Source organism: Rhizobium sp. Root1220 (assembly GCF_001426265.1).
GTDB lineage: Bacteria > Pseudomonadota > Alphaproteobacteria > Rhizobiales > Rhizobiaceae > Rhizobium.
In genome coordinates this window covers 292,059-318,036 of record NZ_LMDG01000023.1, presented here as the reverse complement: position 1 = coordinate 318,036, position 25,978 = coordinate 292,059, and the positions used below count along the sequence as shown (strand labels likewise).

Below are 25,978 nucleotides of genomic sequence, written 5' to 3'. Positions count from 1 at the left end.
CGCCCGCAGCTCCCCCGTCACGCTTTCCGCCAGCCAAGCAGTCCCGGCGTCGCGTGCAACAGCGCCTGCGCGGCAAATCCCATGAACAACACACCGGAGCAACGCACGATCAGCCGCTCGTGCGACCGGTAGAACCGACGAACCGCGCCTGTGCCGACAATGGCGATCAGGATCATGTCGGCCACGATAAAGCCGAGGAATGAGACGGCCAGCAGAACCGGCAGTGTCTCGAACCGCAGCGCACTTGCCGAACCTGCCACCAGCGCCGTGAAGGTTGCCAGCGCGACCGGGTAGCCCTTGGGATTGGTGACGCCGAAAATCAGCCCACGGCGAAACGGCCGCTCGACCGCCATCAGAGCCTGCCCCTCGCCCTTCGGCTTCGCACGGAAAGCATTCCAGCCGATCCAGGCCAGATAGAAACCGCAGAGCAGGCCGAGCGCATCGAACACGAAAGTGCCGATCGTCTTGGCCCCGATGATCGCCACGAGGGCGAGCGACGCCCAGAGCACGTCGCCGACCAGATGTCCGCAGACAAACTGCGCCCCTGCCCTTCGCCCCTGTCCCGCTCCGATGCCGAGCAGCGCAAGAAACGCCGGGCCGGGAATGAGCACGTAGAGCAACGCTGCGAGAAAGGCGCCCGCGAACAGGGATTGGGTCATAGGCAACTCCGAAATTGACCGTTGCAGACTATGCGGTCGCGCCTGATCGTCAAGCAGCAAGCAGTGCCAATCACATTTTTGAATTGCCGTATCCCCGGGCTTCGGCCAGAAGTGAGACAGCCCGGTTTAGTGGGCGATAGATGCCAACCGCAGCCGAGCACCCAATATGCCCCCATTCCGGATGAGCGAACGGCGAACGAGCATGCTCGGAGCACTGCTCGTCACCATTGGCCCCATCTCGATGTCGATCTACACACCGGCCATGCCGGAACTGGTTGCCGCGTTCCAGACCACGGATTCGGCGATCAAGATGACGCTGTCGCTGTATTTCGGCGGCTTCTCCATCGCCCAATTGTTGGCCGGGCCGCTGTCGGATGCATTCGGGCGCCGGCCGGCGACCCTGCCCTTCGTTGGTATCTATATGATCGGCAGCCTCCTGGCCGCGTTTGCTCCCGGTATCGAATGGCTGCTCGCCGGTCGCCTGATCCAGGGCATCGGCGCTTCTGTCGGCATCACCGTCGCACGCGCCATCGTCCGCGACCAGTTCACCGGCAGCGAAGCCTCGCGCATCATGAACCTGATCGGCATCATGATCGCCATCGGCCCGGCCATCGCACCGACCGCCGGCGGCCTGGCGCTCGCCGCCTTCGGCTGGCAATCGGTATTCTTCCTGCTGGTAGGCTTCGGCCTGCTGATCTGCCTCGCGGTGCTGGTCTTCATGCGCGAGACCAGCGTGCCGGATCGCCGGCGCGCGCTTCCGGGACCGCTGCTCTCGGCCTATGCCGAGCTTGTCCGGGAAGGCCGCTTCGTCTCCGCGTCGCTGGTCCTCGGCGGTTCTATCGGCGCTCTCTATGCCCAGTCAACGCTGCTGCCCTTCATCCTGATCAAGGTGGTCGGCCTGTCGCCCACCGCCTTCGGCCTCGGCATGCTGATGCAGTCCGGCTCCTACTTCCTCGGCTCCGTCTGCCTGCGCTACACCGCATCACGGCTCGGCGGTGATGGTTCGGTGCGCGTCGGTCTCGGGCTTCTCGGTCTTGCCGGCGTCATGATCGCGCTTTCGGTCCAACTTATCACGCCCTCCTACCTCTCGATCATGGTGCCGGTCGCCTTCCTCGCCTTCGGCCTGGCTTACCTTACGCCGCATATGACCACGTCCGCCCTCTACCCGTTCCCCCATATCGCAGGCTCCGCCTCGGCGATGATGGGCTTTATCCAGATGGGCGGCGGCTTTGCCGGTGGCGTCGTGGGCTCGCTGATCGGCCTGCCGCTACTTGCGTTCGGGACGGTCATCCCGACCATGACGCTGGTTTCCATACTGAGCTATGCTTATTTCCTGCGCGCCTCGCGCCGGGCAGCCACGACATTGCAGCACTCGGTGGGCGAATAAAAAAGGCCCGCGAGAGGCGGGCCTTGGCAACTTCAAGCGATTGTCGTGAACCTGCCGTTTACTTCGTCAGGTTGCGCTTGCCGAGCGTCCGCAGGCGTAGCGCGTTGAGCTTGATGAAGCCGGCAGCATCCTTCTGGTCGTAGGCGCCCTGATCGTCCTCGAAGGTGACCAGCTTGTCGGAATAGAGCGACTTCGGGCTCTCGCGGCCGGTGACCATGACGTTGCCCTTGTAGAGCTTCAGCGTCACTTCGCCCTCGACATGCTCCTGGCTCTTGTCGATCAGCGCTTGCAGCATTTCGCGCTCCGGCGAGAACCAGAAGCCGTAATAGATGAGCTCGGCATATTTCGGCATCAGCTCGTCTTTGAGATGCGCCGCACCCCGGTCAAGCGTGATCGATTCGATGGCGCGGTGCGCCGAAAGCAGGATCGTACCGCCGGGCGTTTCATAGACGCCGCGCGACTTCATGCCGACATAGCGGTTCTCGACAAGGTCAAGACGGCCGATGCCGTTGTCGCGCCCGTAGTTGTTTAGGGTGGCGAGCAGCGTCGCCGGGCTCATGCGGACACCGTTGATCGAAACAGCGTCACCCTTCTCGAAACCGACCTTGATGATGGTCGCCTTGTCGGGTGCCGCTTCCGGCGAGATCGTGCGCATGTGCACGTATTCGGGCGCCTCGACGGCCGGATCTTCCAGAACCTTGCCTTCGGACGAGGAGTGCAGCAGGTTCGCGTCGACCGAGAACGGCGCTTCGCCCTTCTTGTCCTTGGCCACCGGGATCTGGTGCTGCTCGGCAAAGGCAAGCAGATCGGTGCGGCTCTTGAAAGCCCAGTCACGCCATGGCGCGATGATCTTGATGTCTGGGTTCAGCGCGTAGGCGGACAGCTCGAAGCGAACCTGGTCGTTGCCCTTGCCGGTGGCGCCATGGGCGATCGCATCAGCGCCGGTCTTCCTGGCAATGTCGATCAGGTGCTTTGAAATCAGCGGCCGGGCGATCGAGGTGCCGAGCAGGTAGACGCCTTCATAGACGGCATTGGCGCGGAACATCGGGAAGACGAAGTCCTTCACGAATTCTTCGCGCACGTCCTCGACGTAGATTTCCTTGATGCCGAGCATCTCGGCCTTCTTGCGCGCCGGCTCCAGCTCTTCGCCCTGGCCAAGGTCGGCCGTGAAGGTCACGACTTCGGCGCCGAGTTCGGTCTGCAGCCACTTCAGAATGATCGAGGTGTCGAGGCCGCCGGAGTAGGCGAGAACGACTTTCTTCACGTCTTTTTTCGTTGCCATGAGATGAGGTCCGTTGTGCATGAGGGCAGCGGCAAACCCGCAAAACCCGGTGTCGCGGGCACTTTTAGCGAGATTGTCGCACGACGCAAGGGGAACGACGTCCGGTTGCCGCCTTCGGCGAGGGTTTGACAGTACCAAACCGCAGCCCATATCTGCTGCGTCCGAACAAAGCGCGAGGAGGCCCGAGCCGTGACGAATATAAAGGACGTTATCAAGAAATCCAACGTAGCCGTCATTACCGGCGGCGCCTCCGGCATCGGGCTTGCAGCCGCCAAGCATTTCGCAAGCGCCGGCATGAGCGTGGCCATTGCCGATCTCGGTGGCGCCCGGCTGGCTGCTGCGGCCGACGCGCTGAAGGCAATCTCGGGTGAAGAGCATGTCATGGCGATCGAGACCGACGTTGCCGACAAGACCGCGCTCGAGGCGCTCGAGCGCGCCGTCATCCAGCGTTTCGGCCGCGTCCACGTGTTGATGAACAATGCCGGCATCGGACCGGAGACCTCGATCTTCAGCGCCCAGGCCGGTTGGGACGCGATCCTCGGCGTAAACTTGCTGGGCGTGATCAACGGCACCCGTACCTTCGGCCCGCAAATGCTGGCCCACGGAGAACCCGGCCTGATCATCAATACCGGCTCGAAGCAGGGCATCACCACGCCGCCCGGCAACCCTGCCTACAATGTGTCGAAGGCTGGCGTGAAAGCCTTCACCGAGGCCCTGCAGCACGAACTGCGCAACACCGAGGGCTCCAGGATCTCGGCGCATCTGTTGATCCCCGGCTTCGTCTTCACCGGATTGACCAAAGGCGACAGGGCCGAGAAACCGGCTGCCGCCTGGACCTCTGAGCAGACGGTGGATTTCATGATCGAAAGCATCGGCAAGGGCGACTTCTACATCCTCTGCCCCGACAACGACGTCGCCCGTTCGACAGACGAACGCCGCATGGCCTGGGCCATTGGCGACATTATCGAAAACCGCCCGCCGCTGTCGCGCTGGCACCCCGACTATGCCGACAAGTCCAAGGCGTTTATCGACGGCAAGGATTGATTGGACATTTTCTGAAAGCCGGATATGAGACCAAGCTTTCATACCCGGCTTCGGAGCGTGCCATGGATTTCCTCCCGACCTTCCCGACCCTCCTCGCCTTTGCCGCGGCAACGCTTCTGCTCGCCGCGACACCCGGCCCCGACATGACGCTGTCGATCAGCCGTGCCTTGGCCCAAGGCAAGAAGGCAGCACTTTTCGTGGTGCTTGGTACCAGTCTCGGCATCGTCGTCCACACCATGCTCGTCGCCTTCGGCATATCGGCGCTGATAACCGCCTCGCCGACCGCCTTCCTGATCCTAAAGACCGGCGGCGCCGCCTATCTCCTGTGGCTGGCCATCCAGGCGATCCGCTTCGGTTCGAAGCTGTCGATCAAGAAGGTCGAAGCAGTGAAGGGCACTCCGCTCGCCAACATCTCCTCCGGTTTCTGGGTCAACCTGCTGAACCCGAAAGTCATCATCTTCTTCATGACCTTCTTGCCGCAATTCGTCAGCGCCGGCGATCCCGCCGTCACCCACAAGCTGCTGTTCTTCGGTTTCTGCTTCATCCTGATCGGCATGCCGGTCAACGCCGCCGTTGTCTTCGCCGCCGACTGGCTCGCCGGCTGGCTACAGAACAACAAGAAGGTGTTGCGCGGCATGGACTATACCTTCGCCGGCGTCTTCTCTGTCTTTGCCGCGAAAATCCTGCTCACGCAGGCGCGCTGATCCGAACCCGCATCGGCTGATCAGTCGTCTGCGCCGTGGTTTGCGATCATCATTGCCTCGAAGGCCATGCGCTCGGTCTTGCGCATCCGCTCCGATTCCGACTTCAGCTGGCCGCAGGCGGCGAGGATGTCGCGGCCGCGCGGGGTGCGGATCGGCGAAGCATAGCCGGCCGCGTTGATGAAATCGGCGAACTTCTCGATCTGCGCCCACTCCGAACACTGGTAGTTGGTGCCCGGCCACGGATTGAACGGGATCAGGTTGATCTTCGCCGGCACGCCCTTGAGCAGCTTGATCAGCCCCTTGGCGTCTTCCAGACTGTCGTTGACGTCCTTCAGCATCACATATTCGAAGGTGATGCGGCGCGCGTTGGACAGGCCCGGATAGGCGCGACAGGCGTCGATCAGTTCCTTCAGCGGATACTTCTTGTTGATCGGCACCAGAATATCGCGCAGATCGTCGCGCACCGCATGCAACGAAATCGCCAGCATCACGCCGATCTCGTCGCCGGTGCGGAAAATTTCCGGCACCACGCCCGAGGTCGACAGCGTCACGCGGCGCTTCGACAAGGACAGCCCGTCGCCATCGGTAGCGATCAAGAGAGCCGTCTTCACGGCATCGAAATTGTAGAGCGGCTCGCCCATGCCCATCATCACGATGTTGCTGACCTTGCGGCCTTCCGCGGGCATCACGGTGCCCTGCGGCGCTTCGCGATCCGGGAAATCGCCCAGCCGGTCGCGCGCGAGCAGCAGCTGCGACAGAATTTCCTCGGCCGTCAGGTTGCGTACCAGACGCTGCGTGCCGGTGTGACAGAAGGAACAGGTGAGGGTGCAGCCGACCTGGCTGGAGATGCAGAGCGTCCCGCGGCCTTCTTCCGGAATATAGACGGTCTCGATCTCGACAGGGCGGCCAGCACCGCGCGCCGGAAACCGCATCAGCCACTTGCGGGTACCGTCGTTGGAGACCTGTTCGTCGACAATCTCCGGGCGACCGATGGTGAAATGCTGCTTCAGCGTTTCACGCATGTCCTTGGAGATGTTCGCCATGTGGTCGAAATCGGAGACGCCGCGCACATAGATCCAGTTCCACAGCTGCGCGACGCGCATCTTGATCTGCTTTTCGGCCACGCCCTTTTCGCGCAGCGCAGCCCCCATCTCTTCGCGGGTCAGGCCGATCAGCGTCGGCTTCGGCAAGGCTTCGCCGCGCATAGGAGAGGCGCCAGCAGGCTTGAGAACGGTCATCGCATCCATCACGGACATACATCTAATCCCGAATTCAACATGCGGTCCTCCCAAAAGCCGGATGACTTGCGGGCGGAAAGGGCATGAAGGCAGAAATTGAGTGCGGCGCATGACGGCAAAGCCGCGATCTGACCGCTGTTATGCCGGCCTTTAGCATCATTTTTGCCATCCGTCACTATAGATGGAAACGACAAAGGCCGGCGCAAGGCCGGCCATCGAAATCATCGGCACATCAAGCGCAGCTTACTTGCAGGCTTCGATCTGCTTCAGGGCAGCCGAGATACCGGAAAGCGAATAGCTATAGGAGGTGGCCGTGCCCTTGCGGGAGGTGGCGTTGACCGTCATCGCATGGCCGGTCTTCATGGCCGCGACCAACGCCGGCTCCTGCGCCGCGTTCTCGACCCAACCAGCCTTGTCCTTGGTGAACATGACGAAGCTCTTGTTGTCGATGACAACATCGATCTTCGACGCGTCCTTGACCACGTAGCCCATCATCGCCTGTGGCTCGTAGGAGATGTTCTGGCCCGGGCGCTGCGACACGATGAAGAAGTTGTCGCCGTGATCGATCCCGGCCGGCTTCTTCTCGGTGGGCACGGACAGAACGTAGCACACGGTGCTCGCGCCCGACTTGTAGGAATAAGCACCCCAGGCCTGGAACTGCTGGATGCGAGTCGGCGCCGAAGAAGCGGGGGCTGCCTGCTGCGTTGCCTGCGCGGCTGGCTTCTTCGCTTGAGCGGATGCAATGCCGGCGCCGGCGAGAACGAGGGAAAGGGCGAGTGCGATACTTCTTACAAACATGGATATCCTGCCGGTTCTTGCGATTCGAGCCCGAAGCGAGCGGGCGGCGCATAATCACGATCTGCTTTATTTTGACTTAATTCAGGTTACCAAAGCGTCAACGGAGACCGCGAGAAGTCTCTGCGTGTGTCATTTTCGCCCAAGTGTCAATCTCGCGCCCTGGAACTTCATCCGAAATGGGTTTGCGATAAATCAAGGTCATCGCCATGGATGAATCTAAGACATAAAGATTCAGGCAAGAGTTTGACCTTTTCGAAAACCGTTGTAGGTCATTAAGCATTGGAAATCCGTTGAGGAATTCGCTGAGCCAGGGGGCTTGTGACGGAATATGGATGCCGAAGGGAAACAGCGCTTCGCCGCCCTCGCACGGGCTGTTGCGGAACGCCGCGATCAGCAGGCATTTGCCGTCCTGTTCGACTATTTCGCGCCGCGACTGAAATCGTGGTTGTTGCGCCAGAAGATGACGAGCGGCGAGGCCGAGGAACTGGTGCAGGAGGTCATGATTGTACTCTGGCACAAGGCCGGACTTTACGATCCGGCGAGATCATCGCTTTCGACCTGGCTTTTCCGTATCGCACGGAACCGACGGATAGATATCCAGCGCCGCGCGCGCGCGCGGGTGCTTGATGAAGCTGATCCGGTCCTGCAACCCGTCGCCGAAATCGGCGCGGATGAAATAGTCGCCAACGACGAGCGCGACGGGCAGGTGCGGGCGGCCGTCAGCCAGCTGCCGGCAGAACAACGCGAGATGCTGCAGGCGGCGTTCTTTCTTGGGCAATCGCATTCGCAGATTGCCGAGGCGACCGGCTTGCCACTCGGAACGGTAAAGTCGAGGATACGGCTTGCTTTTGGCAAACTGAAGAAGGTGCTTGAGGCCGATAGCGTCTAGCGAGCCCGCGACTAGATGGTTCTCATGCCCTCGGGCTCGTCGGCAAGCGCTCGATCAGCTGCTTCATAGTGTTTAGGCCTGATATGCCGGCTGACCATCGCGAAAGCAGCGGTGAACACGGCAATATCGTCGGAGAATCCAATCACGGCGAAGACATCCGGAATCATATCTATCGGCATGACGAAATAGGCCAGCGCCGCCAGAAGCACTCCGCGTACCTTCGTCGGCGTCAGCGGATCGAGAGCGCAATAATAGGCAGCGACCACATCACGCGAGAAGGGAATCTGGCGCACAGCCTTCTTGAAGGTCGGCCAGAACTTCTTGCGCACCGCACCCTCGCGCCGGTTCTGCGTATCTTCGTCTCCCGGCAACAGGATCTCACCGAACTTGACGTCGTCCATTCCGCTTTGTCCTCTCGTTCATGCGCAGATATGGGGGATGCCGGCATCTGATTCAATCAGATGCGCCGCACAGCCGCCTTGTCCATCGCCGCCGCCAGTTTGAAGTCGAGCTCGGTCAACCCGCCGGCGTCATGCGTGTTGAGCTTCACATCGACACGCGAGTAGACGTTGAACCACTCGGGGTGATGATCGAGCTTTTCGGCCGCAAGTGCAGCCTCGGTCATGAAGCCGAACGCTTCCACGAAACGCCCGAATTTAAAGCTTCTGGAGATCGATGCGCCTTCAGCATCAAGCGACCATCCGCTCAGCTTCGCGAGTTCTTCGTCGATAGCCGGCCGTTCCAGTTTGTTCCGTTTCATGCGATTGTCCCTCCTCGTTCCTCGTGGGTCTCTTATGAAACGCTTCAGCATTCTGTTTGTTTGCATGGGCAATATATGCCGTTCGCCACTTGCGGAAGGAATTTTTGTGCATGCCGCCGAGGAAGCCGGTCTGGCGAACCATTTCGCCGTCGATTCCGCTGGCACCGGGGGCTGGCATCAGGGCGAGCATCCGGACCGCCGCGCTATCGCGACCGCCCGGAATTACGGCATCGACATATCGGCGCAACGCGCACGCCGCATCGTGATCGAGGATTTCAGCGACTTCGAATTGATCCTTGCCATGGACCGGGCCAACGTATCCGAATTGCGTCGAATGGCGCCGGCAGCCCGCAACGTCCATCTCTTCGGCGATTTTGCGCTGAAGACCGTCGAAGACATCCCCGATCCCTACTATAGCGGCAATGACGGTTTCGAACTGGTCTATGCCAGGCTTTTCACCGGCTGCAGCAAGCGGCTGGAGGCGCTGGGCACCGACAATGGTTCGTGGAGCGGGAAGATTTCTTCCGTCAGGTAGGGCCCGCCACCAACAGATTCGCGCGAAGACAGAAGGACGAAACGGGGCACGGTGAAAGCCGAAGTTTGAAAATTGCCGCGCCCGGCAAGGTAGTGAACCACGTCATCGACCCGAGAGGATTTCAGCCGCGCCAGCGTCACATGCGGCGTGAATTTGCGGGGATCCGGCGCCAGGCCGATACGCTGGCAGATGCGCTCTATTTCGGCCTGAAGCGCGTACATTTCGGCTGAAGGCGTAACGCCCGCCCAGACCGAATGCGGCTTCTTGGAGCCGAAGGAGCCGATACCATCGAGACGGATCTGGAATTCGGGCCGGTCGATGCGGTCAAGCCGGTCGACGATCTCATCCGCCGTGCGTCCGTCGACATCGCCGATGAATCTCAAGGTGATGTGGTAGTTCTCCACATCGATCCACCGGGCCCCAGGCAGACCGCCGCGCAGCAATGAAAGGCTCATCGCCGCATTGCGCGGAATTTCGAGGGCGGTAAAAAGTCTCGGCATAACGAGCACTCCCCGAATCTTTTGCAGGTGCTCACACGGAATCACGCATTGCGCACCTGCGCAAGTCCCTAATTCTTCACAGTCGAAAACGTCCTCACGAATTGCGTGATAGCCGGTTCCATGTTCTCGACCATCACATCAACGCCTTTGCTGTTCGGATGCATGCCGTCCTCCAGTTTCAGGGCAGCATCCAGCGCGACACCGTCGAGGAAGAACGGGTAGAGCGCAACGCCATGCTTCTGCGCCAGTTTCTCGTAGATAGGATTGAAGCGTGCAGCATAGTCCCCGCCCATGTTCGGCGGCGCGATCATGCCGGCCAGAAACACGGCAATGCCACGCTCTTTTAGCCGGGTAATCATCTGGTCAAGATTCTTTTCGCTCTGTTCCGGCGCGATGCCACGCAGGGCATCATTGGCGCCGAGTTCCAGGATCACCCCGTCTGTGCCGTCCGGCACGGACCAATCGATACGCGAAAGACCGCCTGTCGTCGTGTCTCCCGAAACGCCTGCATTGGAGATGGAAACGTCCAGGCCCTCTGCCTTCAGCGCCGCCTGCAGTTTCTCGGGAAAGCCGTCCCCCGGCGGAAGCTGATAGCCTGCCATCAGGCTGTCGCCGAACCCGACCAGGTTGATGGTCCTTGCATTCGCCCCGACCGAGAGCATCAGCGAGGCGACAATGACGGCGATGTGAAGGCCGGCAACTTTAAAATTCATTCCGCTTTCCCTAGATTGGCAATACGATCGGCATTTATATAGGGCGAATACTGTTGGCAAAAACCATCATCGAGTTGAAGCGCGCCGATTTGACGCTCGGCAGCGCGGCTGCGTCCGTCCACGTGCTGAAGGGTATCGATCTGACCATCGCCGCGGGCGAGTCGGTTGGCATCGTCGGCCCATCCGGTTCCGGCAAGTCGACCTTGCTTATGGTACTGGCCGGTCTCGAGAGGCTCGATAGCGGCGAAATCAACATCAGCGACACGCCTCTCCACGCCTTGAACGAGGATCAGGTTGCCGATTTCCGTGGCCGCAACATCGGCATCGTCTTTCAGTCCTTCCACCTGATCGCCAACATGACTGCGCTGGAAAATGTCGCGGTGCCGCTGGAACTCGCGAACGTGCCTAATCCGTTCGAGATCGCTCGGCGCGAACTGAAATCCGTCGGACTTGGCGAGCGCCTCAATCACTATCCCGGCCAGCTCTCCGGCGGCGAACAGCAGCGCGTCGCGATCGCGCGGGCGCTCGCTCCCTCACCGGCCCTTCTTATTGCCGACGAACCCACCGGCAATCTTGACGCCGATACCGGGCGACAGATCGCCGACCTGCTGTTTTCGAAGCAGGCCGAGCGTGGCACGACACTGCTTCTCGTCACCCACGACACGTCGCTCGCCAACCGTTGCTCTCGCCAGATCCGCGTCCGATCCGGAAGGATCGAAGGCGACAGCGCGGCAGATCGGCAATCCGCGGCTGCGATTGCATGAGGCTTGTGACCCCGCGCGTCTCGCTCGCCTTCCGCCTTGCCGTCCGCGAACTGCGAGGTGGCCTCAAGGGTTTCTATATCTTTCTCGCCTGCATAGCGCTCGGCACCGGAGCGATCGCCGCGGTCAACTCGGTCTCGCAGTCGATCACCGACACGATCTCGACGCGCGGTCAGGAAATTCTCGCCGGCGACGTGCGCTTCGAACTCAACAATCGTGAAGCCACCGAGCCGGAGCTGAACTTTCTGCGGGGGCTCGGAAAAGTCTCCGTTTCGACGGGCCTCCGTTCCATGGCGCGCAAACCCGACGGTTCGGATCAGGCCCTCGTCGAGGTCAAGGCCGTCGACGGTGCCTATCCTCTCTACGGCCAGTTCGAGGCTGAGCCGAATCGTCCGCTGCATGCCCTTCTTGCTGATCAGAGCGGTACCTACGGTGCTGTCGCTGCGCCGATTCTGATGGACAGGCTCGGCCTGTCGATTGGGGACGAAATTCTGCTCGGCAACGTGATCCTCAGCATCACCGGCACCGTGAAGACCGAACCGGACGCCGTTTCCGAAGGTTTCGGTTTCGCGCCTCGGCTGATCGTCAGCCGCGAGGCGCTCAAGGCATCAGGGCTGATACAGACCGGCAGTTTGGTCGAGCACGCCTACAAGATCAGGCTCGACAACCCCGCTGAGGCGCCGACCATCCGCGACCGAGCGGCTAAGGAATTTCCGGCGGCCGGCTGGTCGATTCGCAGCAGCGACCGGGCAGCACCGTCGCTCACCGAGAACATCGAGCGCTTCTCGCAATTCCTGACCCTTGTGGGCCTGACAGCCCTGATCGTCGGCGGCGTGGGCGTTGCCAACGCCGTGCGCGCCTTCCTCGACTCCAAGCGCACGACAATTGCAACATTCAAGTGCCTCGGCGCCCCGGCGACGACCGTGGTGCTGATCTACCTCATCCAGATTGCGATCATCGCCTTCGGCGGCATTCTGGTCGGCCTTGTGATCGGCGCATTGGCGCCCATGCTGGCCGCTCAGTTTCTCGCACAGTTCCTTCCGGTCTCGACCGACGCCACGTTCTATCCAGGCGCCCTTTTCCTGGCAGTCCTGTTCGGCATCGTGACGACGCTTGCCTTTGCGATCATGCCGCTCGGGCATGCCCGCGAAGTTCCCGCGACCGCGCTTTTCCGCGAGCAGGGTTTCGAGACACGCCGCCTGCCATCGTGGCCCTACGTCTTGCTTGCCGCCGTGTTCCTGGCGATCCTTGCGGGCCTGGCGATTGTCACGGCCCACGACCGTTTCATTGCAATCGTCTTTGTTGGCGCCATTGCCTTTGCATTCGTCGTCCTGCGTCTGGTTGCAGAGGCCATTGCCTGGTTGGCCCGCCGCAGCCCCCGGGTCAACTCGCCGGCACTTCGGCTCGCCATCGGCAATATTCACCGCCCCGGTGCTCTGACGCCTTCGGTGGTGCTGTCGCTGGGCCTTGGCTTGGCCCTTCTCGTCACCCTCACGCTGATCGACGGGAACATGCGCCAGCAGCTCACCGGGCGCATGGCGGCCGGCGCACCGAACTTCTTCTTTGTCGATATTCAGGGCTCCGAGGTCGAGAATTTCCGCAAGCTGGTCAAGGCGGAGGTGCCGGACGGAAAGCTGGTCGAGGTTCCCATGCTGCGGGGCCGTATCCTTGCGCTCAACGGACAGGACGTCACCAAGGTGAAGGTGCCACCGGGTGGCCAATGGGTGCTGCGCGGCGACCGCGGCATTACCTATGCGGAGACCCTGCCGGAAAACGCCTCGCTGACCGAGGGCTCCTGGTGGCCGAAGGACTACAGCGGCGAGCCACTAGTCTCTTTTTCCGCGGAGGAGGCCGGAGAACTTGGCCTGAAGATCGGTGACACCGTCACCGTCAATGTCCTCGGCCGCAACATCACCGCCAAGATCGCAAATCTGCGCAAAGTCGAGTGGGAATCGCTTTCCATCAACTTCGTCATGGTCTTTTCGCCGAACACCTTCCGCGGCGCACCGCACGCATGGCTAGCGACCCTGACCGACCCGTCGGCAACGTCAGGTCAGGAGGCGGCAATCCTCAAATCGGTGACCAACACCTATCCGACGATCACCAGCGTTCGCGTTAAGGACGCCATCGATATCGTCAACACCCTGGTCGCCCAGCTGGCGACGGCGATCCGCGCCGCGGCCTCCGTTGCACTCATCGCATCGGTCCTCGTGCTAGCGGGGGCACTGGCAGCTGGAAATCGGGCCCGAACCCACGATGCCGTCATCCTGAAGACACTGGGCGCAACCAGGCGGATGCTGATCCGGGCCTTCTGCTACGAGTATCTGATCCTCGGCGTGGCAACGGCCATTTTCGCGCTTCTCGCCGGTGGGGTCGCCGCGTGGTACATTCTGTCCCGCATCATGCGCATCCCCTCGCACTTCCTGCCCGACGTCGCGGGTGTGACGCTGGTGACCGCTCTGGTCCTCACCGTTGGCATCGGCCTCATCGGCACATGGCGGATCCTGGGGCAGAAGGCAGCACCCGTTTTACGCGAGCTCTGATTGAAGATACGGGAGAATTCCCTTCACCTTACGGCGATTTAACCCGGTTCCGGGTTGCAAGGCCCTTGTTTGCAAAAGGCGAAAGGCTCATATTGTGTACAGGCATGCTGGGGCTCCGCAGCGGCGCCCGGGCGAAAAACCCGACACCGTGTTCACATCGGAGCTGTCAAGAGGAAACTATGGCTGACCTTCGTAACTACCAAAGCCGCGTTCAAACCGGCGAGATGATCGATGAGGGCCTGCGAGCTTACATGCTCAAGGTCTACAATCTGATGGCGCTCGGCCTGGCAATCACCGGCTTGGCCGCCTACTTCGCGTTCACCTTTGCCGTATCCGACGGCCAGCTGACCGCATTTGGCGCCGCGATATATACAAGCCCGCTGAAGTGGGTCGTAATCTTTGCTCCACTGGCAATGGTGTTCTTCCTGAGCTTCAAGATCAACAGCATGAGCGTCTCCGCCGCCCAGATAACTTTTGCGGTCTATGCCGCGCTGGTTGGCCTGTCGCTGTCGTCGATCTTCCTGATCTACACCGGCCAGAGCGTCGTTCAGACCTTCTTCGTGACCGCGGCGTCCTTTGGCGCGCTGTCGCTGTACGGCTACACGACCAAGCGTGATCTGTCCGCGATGGGGTCGTTCCTGATGATGGGTCTGTTCGGCCTGATCATCGCCTCGATCGTCAATATCTTCCTGGCCTCGTCCGCCATGCAGTTTGCGATCTCGGCGATCGGCGTGCTGATCTTCGCAGGCCTGACCGCCTATGATACGCAGCGCATCAAGAACATGTACTACGAAGCTGATGATGCGACCGTTGCCGGCCGCAAGGCGATCATGGGCGCGCTGACGCTCTACCTCGACTTCATCAACCTCTTCATGTTCCTCCTGCAGTTCATGGGCAACCGCAAGTAAGACGGAACCGGTTGATCAAAATCGAAAAGGCGGCTTCGGCCGCCTTTTTTGTTGCGCGGCATTTCAAGGAGTGATTTCTGGCTGACGACCTCCTGTCTCATTGCCGGCCCGTTCGAATGTCCGTTTCCCTCCGTATCGCCTCTTCCTCAGACCTCGACGCCATTACCGCGATCTATCGCGATTCCGTGCTGAACGGCATTGCGAGCTATGAGCTCACTCCGCCCGAACGGCCGGAGATGGAAGCGCGGTTCTGCGCAATTGCAAGTCAGGGCTATCCTTACATCGCCGCAGTCGATGACGAGGGAAGCCTGCTTGGCTATGCATACGCCTCCGCCTTCCGCACGCGCCCGGCCTATCGCTGGATGGTCGAGGACTCGATCTATCTGGCGCCGGAAGCCCGCGGCCGTGGCATCGGGAAGATGCTTTTGGCCGACCTGATAACACGCTGCACCGAGCTCGGCTTCCGCCAGATGGCTGCCGTCATCGGCGGCGCCCATCCGGCGTCGATCGCGCTGCATGGCAGTTTGGGATTTGAGAAAACCGGCCTGTTGAAGGGCACCGGCTACAAGCACGGCCGCTGGCTCGACACCATGATCATGCAGCGGTCGCTGGGCGCGGGAACGGCAACGGATCCCGATCCCGCAGTCTATCCGGGCACCCTTTTCAAGAGCTGATCCCGGCTCACTTCTCGACGAGCTTTAGCGTCTTGCTGAAGACTTTTAGCACCTGCGGCAGTTCGTGCCCGCGCTTCAGTATGGTGCCGTGGGTATTGATGACAGCATAGGCGCCCTGCTTGGCGGCAAGCTTCGGATTTTTTTCTATGCTAAAAAGCGGCATCTCACCGGAACGCTTGAACACAGAGAACACGGCGCGGTCTTTCAGGTGATCGATCGCATAGTCCCGCCACTCGCCCTCGCCTACCATGCGACCGTAAATCCACAATATCGCATCGAGTTCGCGCCGGTGAAAGGTGACCGGAGAGGGGTCCTTGCTCTGCTTGTATTCCTTGAGATCCACAACGGCGGAGTTGTTGTCGGCTGACCGGCTTTCGCCGCGCCGCACATCCGGCTGATCTGTCATCAGTCTCTCAGAGCCTCCGCTTGTAACAGGAGAATGACAGTTTGCCTTAGCCTTTATAAATTGCAAGCGCGCCGGCGGTCACATTAAGCATAGTCTGTGCAATCTCCCGAGCGCCGCATTTCAGTCAAAACAGCGCCTCATTTACAAGGGAAATTCCCTCACGACTGCGCCGGGGAAGCATGTCTCGCTCTCCACCGCATTGAAATTGCGTATAATCCCTGCCGGATTCGTCTGTTTGGGGGTTTGCAAAAAGTTTGGCGCCAGCGCGCCAAAGGGCCCGGCTGACCGTATCGACCTTAACCCCAGCCCCGAATACGATCAGCCGGGCCGCCCCGTTTTCCATCTGCCAAAGCAGACGAAACTTCAGATGCTCTTTCCCGCCATGATCACCGTCGCTCCGAGGATCGCACCCGGACTACCATCGGCGGTGGCAGATTGAAGTAGAATCGCGCAGCCCTCAAGGTCCGGCTTCTGCATCACGCTCGCGGGTAGCGTCAAGCTCGTTTCCTTGCCGTCCCACATCCCGACCGTTTCGACATCCGAAACGCTGTTCAGGTAGGCGATCTTCTTGCCGCTGTTTTCGCCCTTTTCAACGTCGATCGTCTTTTCGCGATTGAAATAGACCATCACGACGCTAGCCTTGCCTTGCCCGGCGCCGACCTTGACCTCGAGTTCGTCGTCGCGCAACTGGGCATTGATAGGCACCGACAAGCCCATGCCATGCGTTGCGTAGTCGTCAACCTTCTTGTCGATCGCGCCGAGGTCGGCACCAGCCACATGATCCCGGCCGTTGACCACGACCTGCGGCGTGTAGACGTTCGCGCGGCCCATCGACCGCGCGTAGCCATATTGCCGCTCGGTATTTTCCTTCGAGCTCAGGGTATCGGCCCAGCCGAGATAATTCCAATAGTCGACGTGATAGGCGAGAGCGATGACATTGCCGCCCTCCACGAGCTTGCGAAACGCCGCGTCGGCAGGAGGACAGGATGAGCAGCCCTGAGAGGTAAAGAGTTCGACCACGCCTTTCGGCGCGTCCTGGGCAAAAAGCGGGCCCGCCATAGCCACACCTGCCAACAGTGGAATCAAGAACCGCGCGGACATTCACCTGCACCTTTTCTTCAACACCGGCAGCCCGCCAGAGGGCCACAGCGCCGATTTATGAACGTAGAGATAGTCGTTCCCGGCCCAAACGAAAAGTCACGAACGGGTGAGACGCAGCTTCTTCCCGCGCAGCCGAAACACAAGGTCGTGAGCCGTGCGTTCAATACCGTTGTCGCAAACTAAAACCGCCGGAAACTTCTTTCCGGCGGCCATTATCAGTAAAGTCTATTAAAAATCAGGCGGCGAGATCGCGCAGAACCGTCTGCAGGATGCCGCCATTGTTGAGGTAGATCACCTCGTCGAGCGTATCGACACGCGACAGCAACGGGACGTCCCTGACAGTGCCGTCGCCATAGGTGATCTTGGCGATCTTCTTCTCGCGCGGCTTGATGTCCACAAGACCCTCGATGGTGACGATCTCGTCGCCCTTGAGGCCGAGCGATGCCCAGGTCGTGCCCTCTTCGAAGACGAAGGGCACGATGCCCATGCCGACCAGGTTCGAGCGGTGGATACGCTCGAACGACTGCGCGATCACGGCCTTGACGCCGAGCAGGTTGGTACCCTTGGCAGCCCAGTCACGCGACGAGCCGTTGCCGTATTCGACACCGGCGAAGATGACCAGCGGAACGCCTTCGGCCTTGTACTGCATGGCCGCATCGTAGATCGATTCCTCTTCCTTCGACGGGTAATGGATTGTGTAGCCACCTTCCTTCCCATTCGGGCCGAGCATGTGGTTGCGGATGCGGATGTTGGCAAACGTGCCGCGCATCATCACTTCGTGGTTGCCGCGGCGCGTGCCGTACTGGTTGAAGTCCGCGACGCCGACGTTGTGCTCGAGAAGGTAGGCACCCGCAGGGGACGCTGCCTTGATGGAACCGGCTGGAGAAATGTGGTCAGTGGTGATCTTGTCGCCAAACAGGCCGAGGACGCGAGCGCCCTTGATGTCGGAGATGCCGGAGCCGGTCTTGCCCATGCCGACGAAGTAGGGTGGGTTCTGGACGTAGGTCGAGTTGTCGTCCCAGGCATAGGTCTGGCCCGGAGGGATCTGCACGGCCTGCCAATTCTCGTCACCCTTGAACACGTCGGCGTACTTGCTCTCGTATAGTTCGCGCGTGACGTATTTCAGGATGAATTCCTGAACTTCGTGCGAGGTCGGCCAGATATCCTTCAGGAACACCGGCTTGCCGTCCTGGTCCTCGCCGATCGGCTCCTTGGTCAGGTCCTTCTGGACCGTACCGGCGAGCGCGTAGGCGACGACGAGCGGAGGCGAGGCCAGATAGTTCGCCTGGACGTCCGGCGAAATGCGGCCCTCGAAATTGCGGTTGCCCGACAGTACGCCGGCAGCGATCAGGCCCTTGTCGTTGATCGTCTTCGAGATCGGCGCCGGCAGCGGGCCGGAGTTGCCGATACAGGTCGTGCAGCCGAAGCCGACGAGATTGAAGCCGAGCTTGTCGAGGTCGGCCTGCAGGCCGGACTTGGCAAGATATTCGCCGACGACCTGCGATCCAGGCGCCAGCGACGTCTTGACCCACGGCTTGGTCTTCAGGCCCTTGGCGACCGCATTGCGAGCGAGCAGGCCGGCGGCGATCAGCACCGACGGGTTGGAGGTGTTGGTGCAGGACGTGATCGCGGCAATGGCAACGTCGCCATGGCCGATGTCGTAATCGCTGCCTTCTACCGCATAGCGGTTGGAGAGCTGGCCGGGCTTCTTGTATTCGGTGTCCAGCGAGGTGGCGAAGCCGGATGCGATATTCTCCAGCGAGATGCGGCCTTCCGGACGCTTCGGGCCGGCCATCGACGGCACGACATCACCGAGATCGAGTTCGAGCGTATCGGTGAAGACCAGTTCCGAGCCGTCGCCTTCCCGCCACATCCCTTGAGCCTTGGAATAGGCTTCGACGAGTGCGATCCGGTCATGCGTGCGGCCGGACATGGTGAGGTAGTTGATGGTTTCGCCGTCGACCGGGAAGAAGCCGCAGGTCGCGCCATATTCCGGACCCATGTTGCCGATCGTCGCGCGGTCAGCGAGCGGCATGTTGTCCATGCCCGGGCCGAAGAATTCGACGAACTTCGAAACGACGCCCTTCTTGCGCAGCATCTGCACGACGGTAAGAACGAGGTCGGTTGCCGTGACGCCTTCCCTGAGCTTGCCGGTCAGCTTGAATCCGATGACTTCTGGCAGGAGCATGGAAACCGGCTGGCCGAGCATGGCCGCTTCCGCTTCGATACCGCCAACGCCCCAGCCGAGAACGCCGAGACCGTTGATCATCGTCGTGTGTGAATCGGTGCCGACGCAGGTGTCGGGATAAGCGATCGTCTCGCCGTCCTCTTCCTTGGTCCAGACCGTCTGGCCGAGATATTCGAGATTCACCTGATGACAGATGCCAGTGCCCGGAGGAACGACGCGGAAATTCTTGAAGGCCTGCTGGCCCCACTTCAGGAAGCGGTAGCGCTCGCCGTTGCGCTGGTATTCCAGCTCGACATTCCTGGCAAAAGCCTGCGGCGTGCCGAATTCGTCGACGATGACCGAATGGTCGATGACGAGGTCGACGGGAACCAGCGGGTTGATCTTCTCGGGATCGCCACCGAGCGACACCATCGCATCGCGCATCGCGGCAAGGTCGACGACGGCCGGAACACCGGTGAAGTCCTGCATCAGCACGCGCGCCGGGCGATAGGCAATTTCGTTTTCAACGGCGCCTTTGTTGTTCAGCCATTCGGCGACAGCCAGGATGTGTTCCTTGGTGACGGACTGGCCATCTTCGAAGCGCAGCAGGTTCTCGAGTAGAACCTTCATCGAATAAGGAAGCTTCGAAACACCTGCAAGGCCATTTGCTTCAGCCTTGGGAAGGCTGAAATAGACGTAGTCCTTGCCGTTCACGGAAAGCGTGGAACGACAATTAAAGCTGTCAACAGATTTAGACACGAGAGACCCCGTTTCTGATAGCGAACACAATTGTGCGGACGCCTATGCACGTTATGCACATCAGGATGCGGGTACGGCCATTTCCGCTGTCCGCACATGAAGTAAGACTTCATGTTCGGCGCTAGGATGGAATTCACGCCGGCCGCTGGCGTGGTTGCGGGTCTTATAGATAATTTCTAAGAAAGGTGCCAGAGAGTGCGTGGTTCATTTCGGATTTTTTTGCATTGCGATGACTGAAAAATTAAACCCCTTGAAAGGCATGCATCTTGATGCCGTCAATCTGGCTGCACGCCGGGGCGAAGACCTGATTTTCCAGGACATATCCTTTCGTCTGGAATCTGGCGAAGCGCTGGTTTTGACAGGTAAAAATGGATCGGGAAAGTCAACTTTACTTCGTGTGGTCGCCGGCCTGTTGCGACCCGACACGGGCACCGTGGCGCTGACTGATTCGGATGGCGATGCACAACGGCGTGTCGGCGAGGTCAGCCACTATCTCGGCCATCGCAACGCCATGAAAAGCGAGTTGACGGTCGCGGAAAATCTCATCTTCTGGCGCGACTTTCTCTGCAACGGAAATATCAATGCCGCGTTGTCCATTGAGGAAGCGGCCGCCGCTGTCGGCCTGCCCGGCATCACCCACCTCCCCTTCGGCTATCTCTCCGCCGGCCAGCAACGCCGCTTCGCCTTCGCCAAGCTGCTGGTAGCCTATCGCCCGATCTGGCTCCTCGACGAACCGACGGCAGCACTGGATGCCAGCGCCGACGCGTTGTTCGCCGCGCTGATCGAGACGCACCGCCAGACCGGCGGCATCGTCATTGCCGCAACCCACCAGCCACTCGGGCTTGCGGAAGCGGGGGAGCTGCGGATGACGGGGTTTTCGGGTGGGGATATGGGGGCGTGGGGATGATGGATATGTCGGCAATAAAAACCCCTCCCAAACCCCAGGCTCACGCATGACCGCCCTCCTCCTGCGTGACATGAAACTCTCCATCCGCGCCGGTGGCGGCGCGTTGGTCGGCGTGCTGTTCTTCCTGACGGTCGTCGCCGTCATCCCCTTCGGAGTCGGCCCGGATCTGGCGCTGCTTTCCCGCATCGGCCCGGCCATCGTCTGGATCGGTGCGCTGCTGGCGGCGCTGCTCGGTCTCGACCGCCTGTTCCAGGCCGAGCGAGACGATGGCACGCTCGATCTGATGTTGATGCACGAAACGCCGCTGGTGCTGACGGTGCTGACCAAGTGCCTGGCCCATTGGATCTCCACCAGCCTGCCGCTGGTCATCGCCTCGCCATTGCTCGGCCTGTTCATGAACATGAGCGAGACCGCGATCGGCGCAACCATGCTGACGTTGCTGGTCGGGACGCCTGCGATTACCTTCATCGGCGCGGTCGGCGCCGCCGTGGCCGTGGCGCTGCCGCGCGGCGGCCTGCTGGTTTCGATCCTCGTGCTACCGCTCACCATCCCGGTCCTGATTTTCGGCGTCAGCGCCACCTATGCCGCCGTCGAGGGACCGTCGCCGTTCCTGCCGCCCTTCCTGGTCCTGATTGCGCTCACCCTGTTCTTCGCCGTGATCGGCCCGGCGGCAGCGGCGCTTGCGCTGCGCAACACATCGGATTGATCCGGCCTCAGATTGCTCCAAACGACAGATCGCGGTAAGGAAAGCGGCATGAGCGAAACCAGCCTAGCCATCACCAAATTCAGCGACCTCGCCAACCCGACGCGGTTCCTGGCGCTCGCCTCCCGTCTTGTCCCGTGGATGGCCGGTTTCACCACCCTCTGTTTTATCGTGGGGCTGTATCTCAGCTTCACGACCGAGGGCGACTACCAGCAGGGCGAAACAGTCCGCATCATGTATATCCACGTGCCTGCGGCCTGGCTGGCGATGATGGGCTATACGATCATGAGCATCTCGGCGGTCGGCACACTGGTCTGGCGCCACCCGCTCGCCGATGTGTCAGCAAAGGCAGCCGCCCCGCTCGGCGCCGCCTTCACCCTGATCGCGCTGGTCACCGGCTCGCTCTGGGGCAAGCCGATGTGGGGCACCTGGTGGGTCTGGGACGCACGGTTGACGTCCGTCTTCGTCCTTTTCCTGATGTATCTCGGCCTGATCGCGCTCAACCGCGCCATGGACGAGCCGTCGAAGGCCGCCCGCGTCAGCGCCGTGCTGATCCTTGTCGGCTTCGTCAACATCCCGATCATCAAGTTCTCCGTCGACTGGTGGAATACACTGCATCAGTCAGCGAGCGTGCTTCGCCTTGACGGCCCGGCAATCGACCCGGAATTCCTGCGCCCGTTGCTGGTCATGGCCATTGCTTTCACCGCCCTGTTCTTCACCCTGCACGTGATGGCCATGCGCAATGAAATCTGGCGCCGCCGCATCGCCGCCCAGCGCCGGCTGGCGGCACGCCTGGCAAGCCGCGAGGGATAGACGATGACGCATGCTTTCTACGTCTACGGTTCCTACGCCTTCGCCGCCTTCGTCGTGGTCGCCGTCACGGTCTGGACCTGGCTCGACGGCCACGCGCGCCGGAAGGAACTGGCGGCACTCGAGGCATCCGGCATCCGCCGACGTTCGGCGCCGATGAAGGGCAGACAATGACCGACGCACCTGATGTCCCTCCACCGAGGCGCGGTTTCGGGCGCTATGCCGTCGCCCTCATCCCTCTCATCGTCTTCGGCGGCATCGCGGCCACGGCCGCCAAGATGCTCTATGATCAGGACGTGCACGGCAAGGACATCTCGGAGATTCCATCGGCGCTGCTTGGCACCAAGGCCCCTTCGCTGAACCTGCCGCCGCTCGAGGGCGCCAACCTGCCGGGGCTGACGGACGCGGCCATCAAGGGCAAGCTGACGCTGGTCAATGTCTTCGCCTCCTGGTGCATCCCCTGTCGCGAGGAACATCCGATCCTGAAAGAGCTGGCGAAAAACGGCCGACTCAACATTGTTGCGATCAACTACAAAGATAAGAACGACAACGCGCTCCGCTTCCTCGGCGAACTCGGCAACCCCTACGCGGCGATCGGCGTCGATCCCAAGGGCCAGGCTGCGATCGACTGGGGTGTCTATGGCATTCCGGAGAGTTACCTCGTCGCCCCGGATGGAACCATCCTCTACAAGAGAGTTGGCCCGTTCGATGAGGTCAGCCTCAGGGAAGGCCTGTTTCCGGCGATTGAAAAGGCGCTGGGAACGCCAAATTCCTAAGAGACCCCGGCCACACAATGCCGAGGGATCTTCAGGCCGCTACCATTCCGGTCACACCCCACCCTGCCAGGTCTTCACAGCCTCCAGCGGCCAGACCAGCATCAACACGTTCAGCGTCAGATTGTCCCTGATCATGTATCCGGTGAAGATCTCGAAGAAAATGGCGAGCGCCACCGTCAGCGCCACAGGGGCGCGCGAGGCGAAGAAGAACCCGACAACCATGAACACCGTGTCCATCGCCGAATTGAGGATGCTGTCACCGTAGTAGTCGAGCGAGATTGTCGCCGTGCGATAGCGGTCTATGATCAGCGGCGAGTTCTCCAGCAGTTCCCAGCCGGATTCGATCACCAAAGCCAGCAGCAGCCGCATGGCGATCGGCTTGCCGCGCAACAGCAGATGCGCGACGCCATAGAAGATGAAGCCATGAATGATGTGCGATGGCGTGTACCAGTCGGAGAGATGCTGCGAATTCCCGCTCGAATTGACGGTGCCTTCCCATAGCTTGATGTAGCCACAGGTGCAGATCGGCGTCCGCCCCATCATGTATTCGGCAATGATCTGGACCAGTAAGACCGCAAGGCATGCGGCGAACCAGAACGCCTGATGCTTCGTTCGCTCTGCCGTATCCAGTGTTGTCACTTCTCGGTCTCTCCCGCCGGTGTGACCGTATGCTTCATGATCAGCGGCATCTGCGCAAGTGTGAAGATGATCGTGATCGGCATTGTTCCCCAGACCTTGAAGGCAACCCAGAAATCATCGGAGAAATTGCGCCAGACGACCTCGTTCAGCACCGCGAGGAACAGGAAGAAGATGCCCCAGCGTATCGTGAGCTTGCGCCATCCCTCGGCATCGAGCTGGAAGGCGGCATTGAAGACGTACCCGAGCAGCGACTTGCCGAAGGCAAGACCGCCAAGCAACGTGAAGCCGAACAGCGCATTGATGATCGTCGGCTTCATCTTGATGAAGGTTTCGTCCTGCAGGTAGATCGACAGCGAGCCGAAGACCAGCACGACGATGCCCGAGACGAACGGCATGATCGGCAGGTGCCGGAGCACAACCTTGGAAATGATCAGCGAGATGATCGTCGCCGCCATGAACAGCGCGGTCGCGACGAACAGCGGGCCCCCGAGAGCTGCCAGCGCCGGAAACTTCTCTACCAGCCAGGGACCGCGCAGATTGGCGAAGAAGAAAATCATCAGCGGGCCAAGCTCAAGTGCCAGCTTGAGCATCGGGTGATGCTTGTCGGCAGCCGACGGGGTGATATCGCTCTCGGTCGTCATACTATCAAAATCCGTTCTTCGTCACGAGACGCTTGCTCGCGTTTGCGGGCATATGTGTGGCATCAATGGCCGTTCGCGGCAATGGCATCAGCCAAGCCCGGCAATGGCATGGGCGAAATCCTCGGCCTCGAACGGCTCCAGGTCGTCGACCCCTTCGCCGACGCCGATGAAATAGACCGGCAGCTTGTGCTTGGCGGAGATGGCGACGAGGATGCCGCCACGCGCCGTGCCGTCGAGCTTGGTCATGATGAGGCCGTTGACCCCGGCGACATTGCGGAAGATCTCCACCTGGCTCAGCGCGTTCTGCCCGGTGGTGGCGTCGAGCGTCTGCAGCACCGTATGCGGCGCATCCGGATCGAGCTTGCCGAGCACGCGGACGATCTTTTCGAGTTCCGCCATCAGCTCCGTCTTGTTCTGCAGGCGACCGGCGGTATCGATGATCAGCACGTCGCATTTCTTCTGCTTCGCCTGCTCGAAGGCATCATAGGCAAGACCTGCTGCGTCGGCGCCGAGCTTGGTGCCGATGAACTCCGACTTGGTGCGATCGGCCCAGATCTTCAACTGCTCGATGGCTGCGGCGCGGAAGGTGTCGCCGGCCGCTACCATGACCTTGAGGCCGGCGCCGGACAGTTTCGCGGCGAGCTTGCCGATCGTCGTCGTCTTGCCGGTACCGTTGACGCCGACGACGAGGATGACATGCGGCTTGTGGCTGAGATCGAGTTGCAGCGGCTTGGCGACCGGCTTCAGCACCTTGGCGATCTCTGTCGCCATGATGCGGCTGACATCCTCGCCGCTCACATCCTTGCCGTAGCGCTCGGAGGCCAGCGTATCGGTGACCCGCATTGCCGTCTCCACGCCGAGATCGGCCTGGATCAGCAGATCCTCGAGATCCTGCAGCGTATCGTCGTCGAGCTTGCGCTTGGTGAAGAGCGCTGAAATCTGGCCGGTGAGGTGCGATGAGGTACGGGCAAGGCCAGCACGCAGGCGCTGAAACCAGGACAGCTTTGCCCCCGGCACGATCGCGGCCGGTTCTGAAACGGCGGGGCCGGTAGCGAAGCCCTTGGGGAGAATCGGGCTGACGAGTTCAGCAGGATCGGTCGATTCAACCATCTCGGGATCGAAGGCTGTCGGTTCCTCTCTGCTGTCCAGCATCTCCCCTTCGGGCGGGGACAATAGCTCGGGGCTGGCCGCTTCTGTCGGAATCACTTCGGCATGCGGTTCAACGGCCTCAACATCCGTCGCCTGACCGTTGAAACGATCTGCGCGCTCATGTAGAGTCTTCGGAGACACCGGCGTCTCCGCAACGGTATCGGCCGCCGGCTCAGCTTCGGCTTCAGCCTCGAGCAACGACAGCGGCACGAGGCCGATATCACCGGTCATGACTTCGGCGGGCAGAACCTCGGAAACCTCGTCCTCCTCGTCCGCAGGCAACGATACGGACGCCAACGCCTCGGCGGACTCCTCCGGCGTCGGGCTATCATCGCCCGCCGGCCCTCCGGCCGTATCCATCTCCTCCGGGAGAACCGGATCTACCGAAACCGGCAGATCCTCGACCCGCGAATGCGGCTCCAGCTCGGCTTCCAGTGCCCTCGGTTCGACCGCGTCCGTCTGCTCCTCCAGCGGCTTTTCCTTGCCGAAGGTGAAGACCTTTTTGATGAAACTGAACGCCATGAG

The 25,978-nt window shown here is 61.1% G+C and carries 28 protein-coding genes; 14 read left to right on the top strand and 14 right to left on the bottom strand.

Features of this window, described 5'->3' with window-relative positions; all coding sequences use genetic code 11:
- Positions 1-17 precede the first annotated feature (17 nt).
- Positions 18-659, bottom strand: a complete 642-nt coding sequence (locus ASC90_RS15885) for a LysE family translocator (RefSeq protein WP_056542232.1) — start codon at positions 657-659, stop codon at positions 18-20.
- Between the two features lie 202 nt (positions 660-861).
- On the opposite strand from ASC90_RS15885, the gene ASC90_RS15880 reads away from it, so the two are divergent.
- Positions 862-2,046: a multidrug effflux MFS transporter gene (locus ASC90_RS15880; protein WP_200950910.1), complete on the top strand. Its 1,185-nt coding sequence runs from the start codon at positions 862-864 to the stop codon at positions 2,044-2,046.
- Positions 2,047-2,104: 58 nt separating this feature from the next.
- On the opposite strand, the gene ASC90_RS15875 is transcribed toward ASC90_RS15880, so the two are convergent.
- Positions 2,105-3,328, bottom strand: a complete 1,224-nt coding sequence (locus tag ASC90_RS15875; RefSeq protein WP_056542228.1) for an argininosuccinate synthase — start codon at positions 3,326-3,328, stop codon at positions 2,105-2,107.
- A gap of 189 nt (positions 3,329-3,517) precedes the next feature.
- On the opposite strand from ASC90_RS15875, the gene ASC90_RS15870 reads away from it, so the two are divergent.
- Together ASC90_RS15870 and ASC90_RS15865 are read left to right on the top strand one after the other, a co-directional pair.
- On the top strand, positions 3,518-4,372 hold the full coding sequence (locus ASC90_RS15870; RefSeq protein ID WP_056542226.1) for an SDR family NAD(P)-dependent oxidoreductase: 855 nt from the start codon (positions 3,518-3,520) through the stop codon (positions 4,370-4,372).
- A gap of 62 nt (positions 4,373-4,434) precedes the next feature.
- Positions 4,435-5,076, top strand: a complete 642-nt coding sequence (locus ASC90_RS15865) for a LysE family translocator (RefSeq protein ID WP_056542643.1) — start codon at positions 4,435-4,437, stop codon at positions 5,074-5,076.
- A gap of 20 nt (positions 5,077-5,096) precedes the next feature.
- Here the strand turns inward: ASC90_RS15865 and rlmN are convergent, their stop codons facing one another.
- Both rlmN and ASC90_RS15855 read right to left on the bottom strand, forming a co-directional pair.
- Positions 5,097-6,332 (bottom strand): 23S rRNA (adenine(2503)-C(2))-methyltransferase RlmN, encoded by a 1,236-nt coding sequence (rlmN, locus tag ASC90_RS15860; RefSeq protein WP_056542224.1) that lies wholly within the window; start codon positions 6,330-6,332, stop codon positions 5,097-5,099.
- A 225-nt stretch (positions 6,333-6,557) separates the two neighbouring features.
- The gene (locus ASC90_RS15855; RefSeq protein ID WP_056542222.1) at positions 6,558-7,112 is read right to left on the bottom strand and encodes an invasion associated locus B family protein; all 555 of its coding nucleotides are present in this window, start codon (positions 7,110-7,112) and stop codon (positions 6,558-6,560) included.
- Between the two features lie 328 nt (positions 7,113-7,440).
- Between ASC90_RS15855 and ASC90_RS15850 the strand changes: the two genes are divergently transcribed.
- Positions 7,441-8,001 carry a sigma-70 family RNA polymerase sigma factor gene (locus ASC90_RS15850; protein ID WP_056542220.1) on the top strand — a complete coding sequence of 187 codons (561 nt, stop codon included), beginning with the start codon at positions 7,441-7,443 and terminating at the stop codon, positions 7,999-8,001.
- Positions 8,002-8,012: 11 nt separating this feature from the next.
- Here the strand turns inward: ASC90_RS15850 and ASC90_RS15845 are convergent, their stop codons facing one another.
- Together ASC90_RS15845 and ASC90_RS15840 are read right to left on the bottom strand one after the other, a co-directional pair.
- Positions 8,013-8,402, bottom strand: coding sequence for a YkvA family protein (locus ASC90_RS15845; protein ID WP_056542218.1), 390 nt, complete (start codon positions 8,400-8,402; stop codon positions 8,013-8,015).
- A gap of 56 nt (positions 8,403-8,458) precedes the next feature.
- A complete protein-coding gene (locus ASC90_RS15840) occupies positions 8,459-8,761 on the bottom strand; it encodes a 4a-hydroxytetrahydrobiopterin dehydratase (RefSeq protein ID WP_056542215.1) in 303 nt (100 codons plus the stop codon).
- Between the two features lie 34 nt (positions 8,762-8,795).
- Between ASC90_RS15840 and ASC90_RS15835 the strand changes: the two genes are divergently transcribed.
- Positions 8,796-9,296, top strand: a complete 501-nt coding sequence (locus ASC90_RS15835; protein WP_056542214.1) for a low molecular weight protein-tyrosine-phosphatase — start codon at positions 8,796-8,798, stop codon at positions 9,294-9,296.
- On the opposite strand, the gene thpR is transcribed toward ASC90_RS15835, so the two are convergent.
- Both thpR and ASC90_RS15825 read right to left on the bottom strand, forming a co-directional pair.
- On the bottom strand, positions 9,203-9,796 hold the full coding sequence (gene thpR, locus ASC90_RS15830) for an RNA 2',3'-cyclic phosphodiesterase (protein ID WP_056542211.1): 594 nt from the start codon (positions 9,794-9,796) through the stop codon (positions 9,203-9,205). The genes ASC90_RS15835 and thpR overlap by 94 nt on opposite strands.
- Before the next feature lie 68 nt (positions 9,797-9,864).
- Positions 9,865-10,458 (bottom strand): arylesterase, encoded by a 594-nt coding sequence (locus ASC90_RS15825; RefSeq protein WP_244480402.1) that lies wholly within the window; start codon positions 10,456-10,458, stop codon positions 9,865-9,867.
- A 104-nt stretch (positions 10,459-10,562) separates the two neighbouring features.
- On the opposite strand from ASC90_RS15825, the gene ASC90_RS15820 reads away from it, so the two are divergent.
- The 4 genes from ASC90_RS15820 to ASC90_RS15805 all read left to right on the top strand — a co-directional run bounded on the left by ASC90_RS15820 (position 10,563) and on the right by ASC90_RS15805 (position 15,395).
- Positions 10,563-11,273: an ABC transporter ATP-binding protein gene (locus ASC90_RS15820; protein WP_056542207.1), complete on the top strand. Its 711-nt coding sequence runs from the start codon at positions 10,563-10,565 to the stop codon at positions 11,271-11,273.
- Positions 11,270-13,813 carry an ABC transporter permease gene (locus ASC90_RS15815; RefSeq protein ID WP_056542206.1) on the top strand — a complete coding sequence of 848 codons (2,544 nt, stop codon included), beginning with the start codon at positions 11,270-11,272 and terminating at the stop codon, positions 13,811-13,813. Before ASC90_RS15820 ends, ASC90_RS15815 begins: the two co-directional genes overlap by 4 nt.
- Positions 13,814-13,992: 179 nt before the next feature.
- Positions 13,993-14,721 (top strand): Bax inhibitor-1/YccA family protein, encoded by a 729-nt coding sequence (locus ASC90_RS15810; protein ID WP_056542204.1) that lies wholly within the window; start codon positions 13,993-13,995, stop codon positions 14,719-14,721.
- Between the two features lie 116 nt (positions 14,722-14,837).
- Positions 14,838-15,395 carry a GNAT family N-acetyltransferase gene (locus ASC90_RS15805; protein ID WP_056542202.1) on the top strand — a complete coding sequence of 186 codons (558 nt, stop codon included), beginning with the start codon at positions 14,838-14,840 and terminating at the stop codon, positions 15,393-15,395.
- Positions 15,396-15,402: 7 nt separating this feature from the next.
- Here ASC90_RS15805 and ASC90_RS15800 read toward each other — a convergent pair whose 3' ends face one another.
- From ASC90_RS15800 to acnA, 3 genes are all read right to left on the bottom strand, one after another.
- Entirely contained in the window at positions 15,403-15,801 is a 399-nt protein-coding gene (locus ASC90_RS15800) for a DUF2794 domain-containing protein (RefSeq protein ID WP_056542199.1), read from the bottom strand.
- A gap of 363 nt (positions 15,802-16,164) precedes the next feature.
- A complete protein-coding gene (locus tag ASC90_RS15790) occupies positions 16,165-16,902 on the bottom strand; it encodes a thioredoxin family protein (protein ID WP_056542195.1) in 738 nt (245 codons plus the stop codon).
- A gap of 235 nt (positions 16,903-17,137) precedes the next feature.
- Positions 17,138-19,828 carry an aconitate hydratase AcnA gene (acnA, locus tag ASC90_RS15785; protein ID WP_056542193.1) on the bottom strand — a complete coding sequence of 897 codons (2,691 nt, stop codon included), beginning with the start codon at positions 19,826-19,828 and terminating at the stop codon, positions 17,138-17,140.
- A gap of 259 nt (positions 19,829-20,087) precedes the next feature.
- Here acnA and ccmA point away from each other — a divergent pair, with 259 nt between their 5' ends.
- From ccmA to ASC90_RS15760, 5 genes are read left to right on the top strand one after another with little or no spacing between them, the layout of a single operon-like run.
- Positions 20,088-20,735: a heme ABC exporter ATP-binding protein CcmA gene (ccmA, locus tag ASC90_RS15780; RefSeq protein ID WP_056542191.1), complete on the top strand. Its 648-nt coding sequence runs from the start codon at positions 20,088-20,090 to the stop codon at positions 20,733-20,735.
- Positions 20,736-20,781: 46 nt separating this feature from the next.
- The gene (ccmB, locus tag ASC90_RS15775) at positions 20,782-21,441 is read left to right on the top strand and encodes a heme exporter protein CcmB (RefSeq protein WP_056542190.1); all 660 of its coding nucleotides are present in this window, start codon (positions 20,782-20,784) and stop codon (positions 21,439-21,441) included.
- 48 nt (positions 21,442-21,489) lie between these two features.
- A complete protein-coding gene (locus tag ASC90_RS15770) occupies positions 21,490-22,251 on the top strand; it encodes a heme ABC transporter permease (protein WP_056542188.1) in 762 nt (253 codons plus the stop codon).
- A gap of 3 nt (positions 22,252-22,254) precedes the next feature.
- Positions 22,255-22,422 carry a heme exporter protein CcmD gene (ccmD, locus tag ASC90_RS15765; RefSeq protein WP_056542186.1) on the top strand — a complete coding sequence of 56 codons (168 nt, stop codon included), beginning with the start codon at positions 22,255-22,257 and terminating at the stop codon, positions 22,420-22,422.
- Positions 22,419-23,024: a DsbE family thiol:disulfide interchange protein gene (locus ASC90_RS15760; protein WP_056542184.1), complete on the top strand. Its 606-nt coding sequence runs from the start codon at positions 22,419-22,421 to the stop codon at positions 23,022-23,024. Before ccmD ends, ASC90_RS15760 begins: the two co-directional genes overlap by 4 nt.
- Before the next feature lie 51 nt (positions 23,025-23,075).
- Here the strand turns inward: ASC90_RS15760 and ASC90_RS15755 are convergent, their stop codons facing one another.
- The 3 genes from ASC90_RS15755 to ftsY form a co-directional block, all read right to left on the bottom strand.
- Positions 23,076-23,663, bottom strand: coding sequence for a DUF2585 domain-containing protein (locus tag ASC90_RS15755; RefSeq protein WP_056542181.1), 588 nt, complete (start codon positions 23,661-23,663; stop codon positions 23,076-23,078).
- A complete protein-coding gene (locus ASC90_RS15750) occupies positions 23,660-24,304 on the bottom strand; it encodes a septation protein A (protein ID WP_056542179.1) in 645 nt (214 codons plus the stop codon). Before ASC90_RS15750 ends, ASC90_RS15755 begins: the two co-directional genes overlap by 4 nt.
- An 87-nt stretch (positions 24,305-24,391) precedes the next feature.
- Positions 24,392-25,975 carry a signal recognition particle-docking protein FtsY gene (gene ftsY, locus ASC90_RS15745; protein WP_056542177.1) on the bottom strand — a complete coding sequence of 528 codons (1,584 nt, stop codon included), beginning with the start codon at positions 25,973-25,975 and terminating at the stop codon, positions 24,392-24,394.
- Between the last annotated feature and the right edge of the window lie 3 nt (positions 25,976-25,978).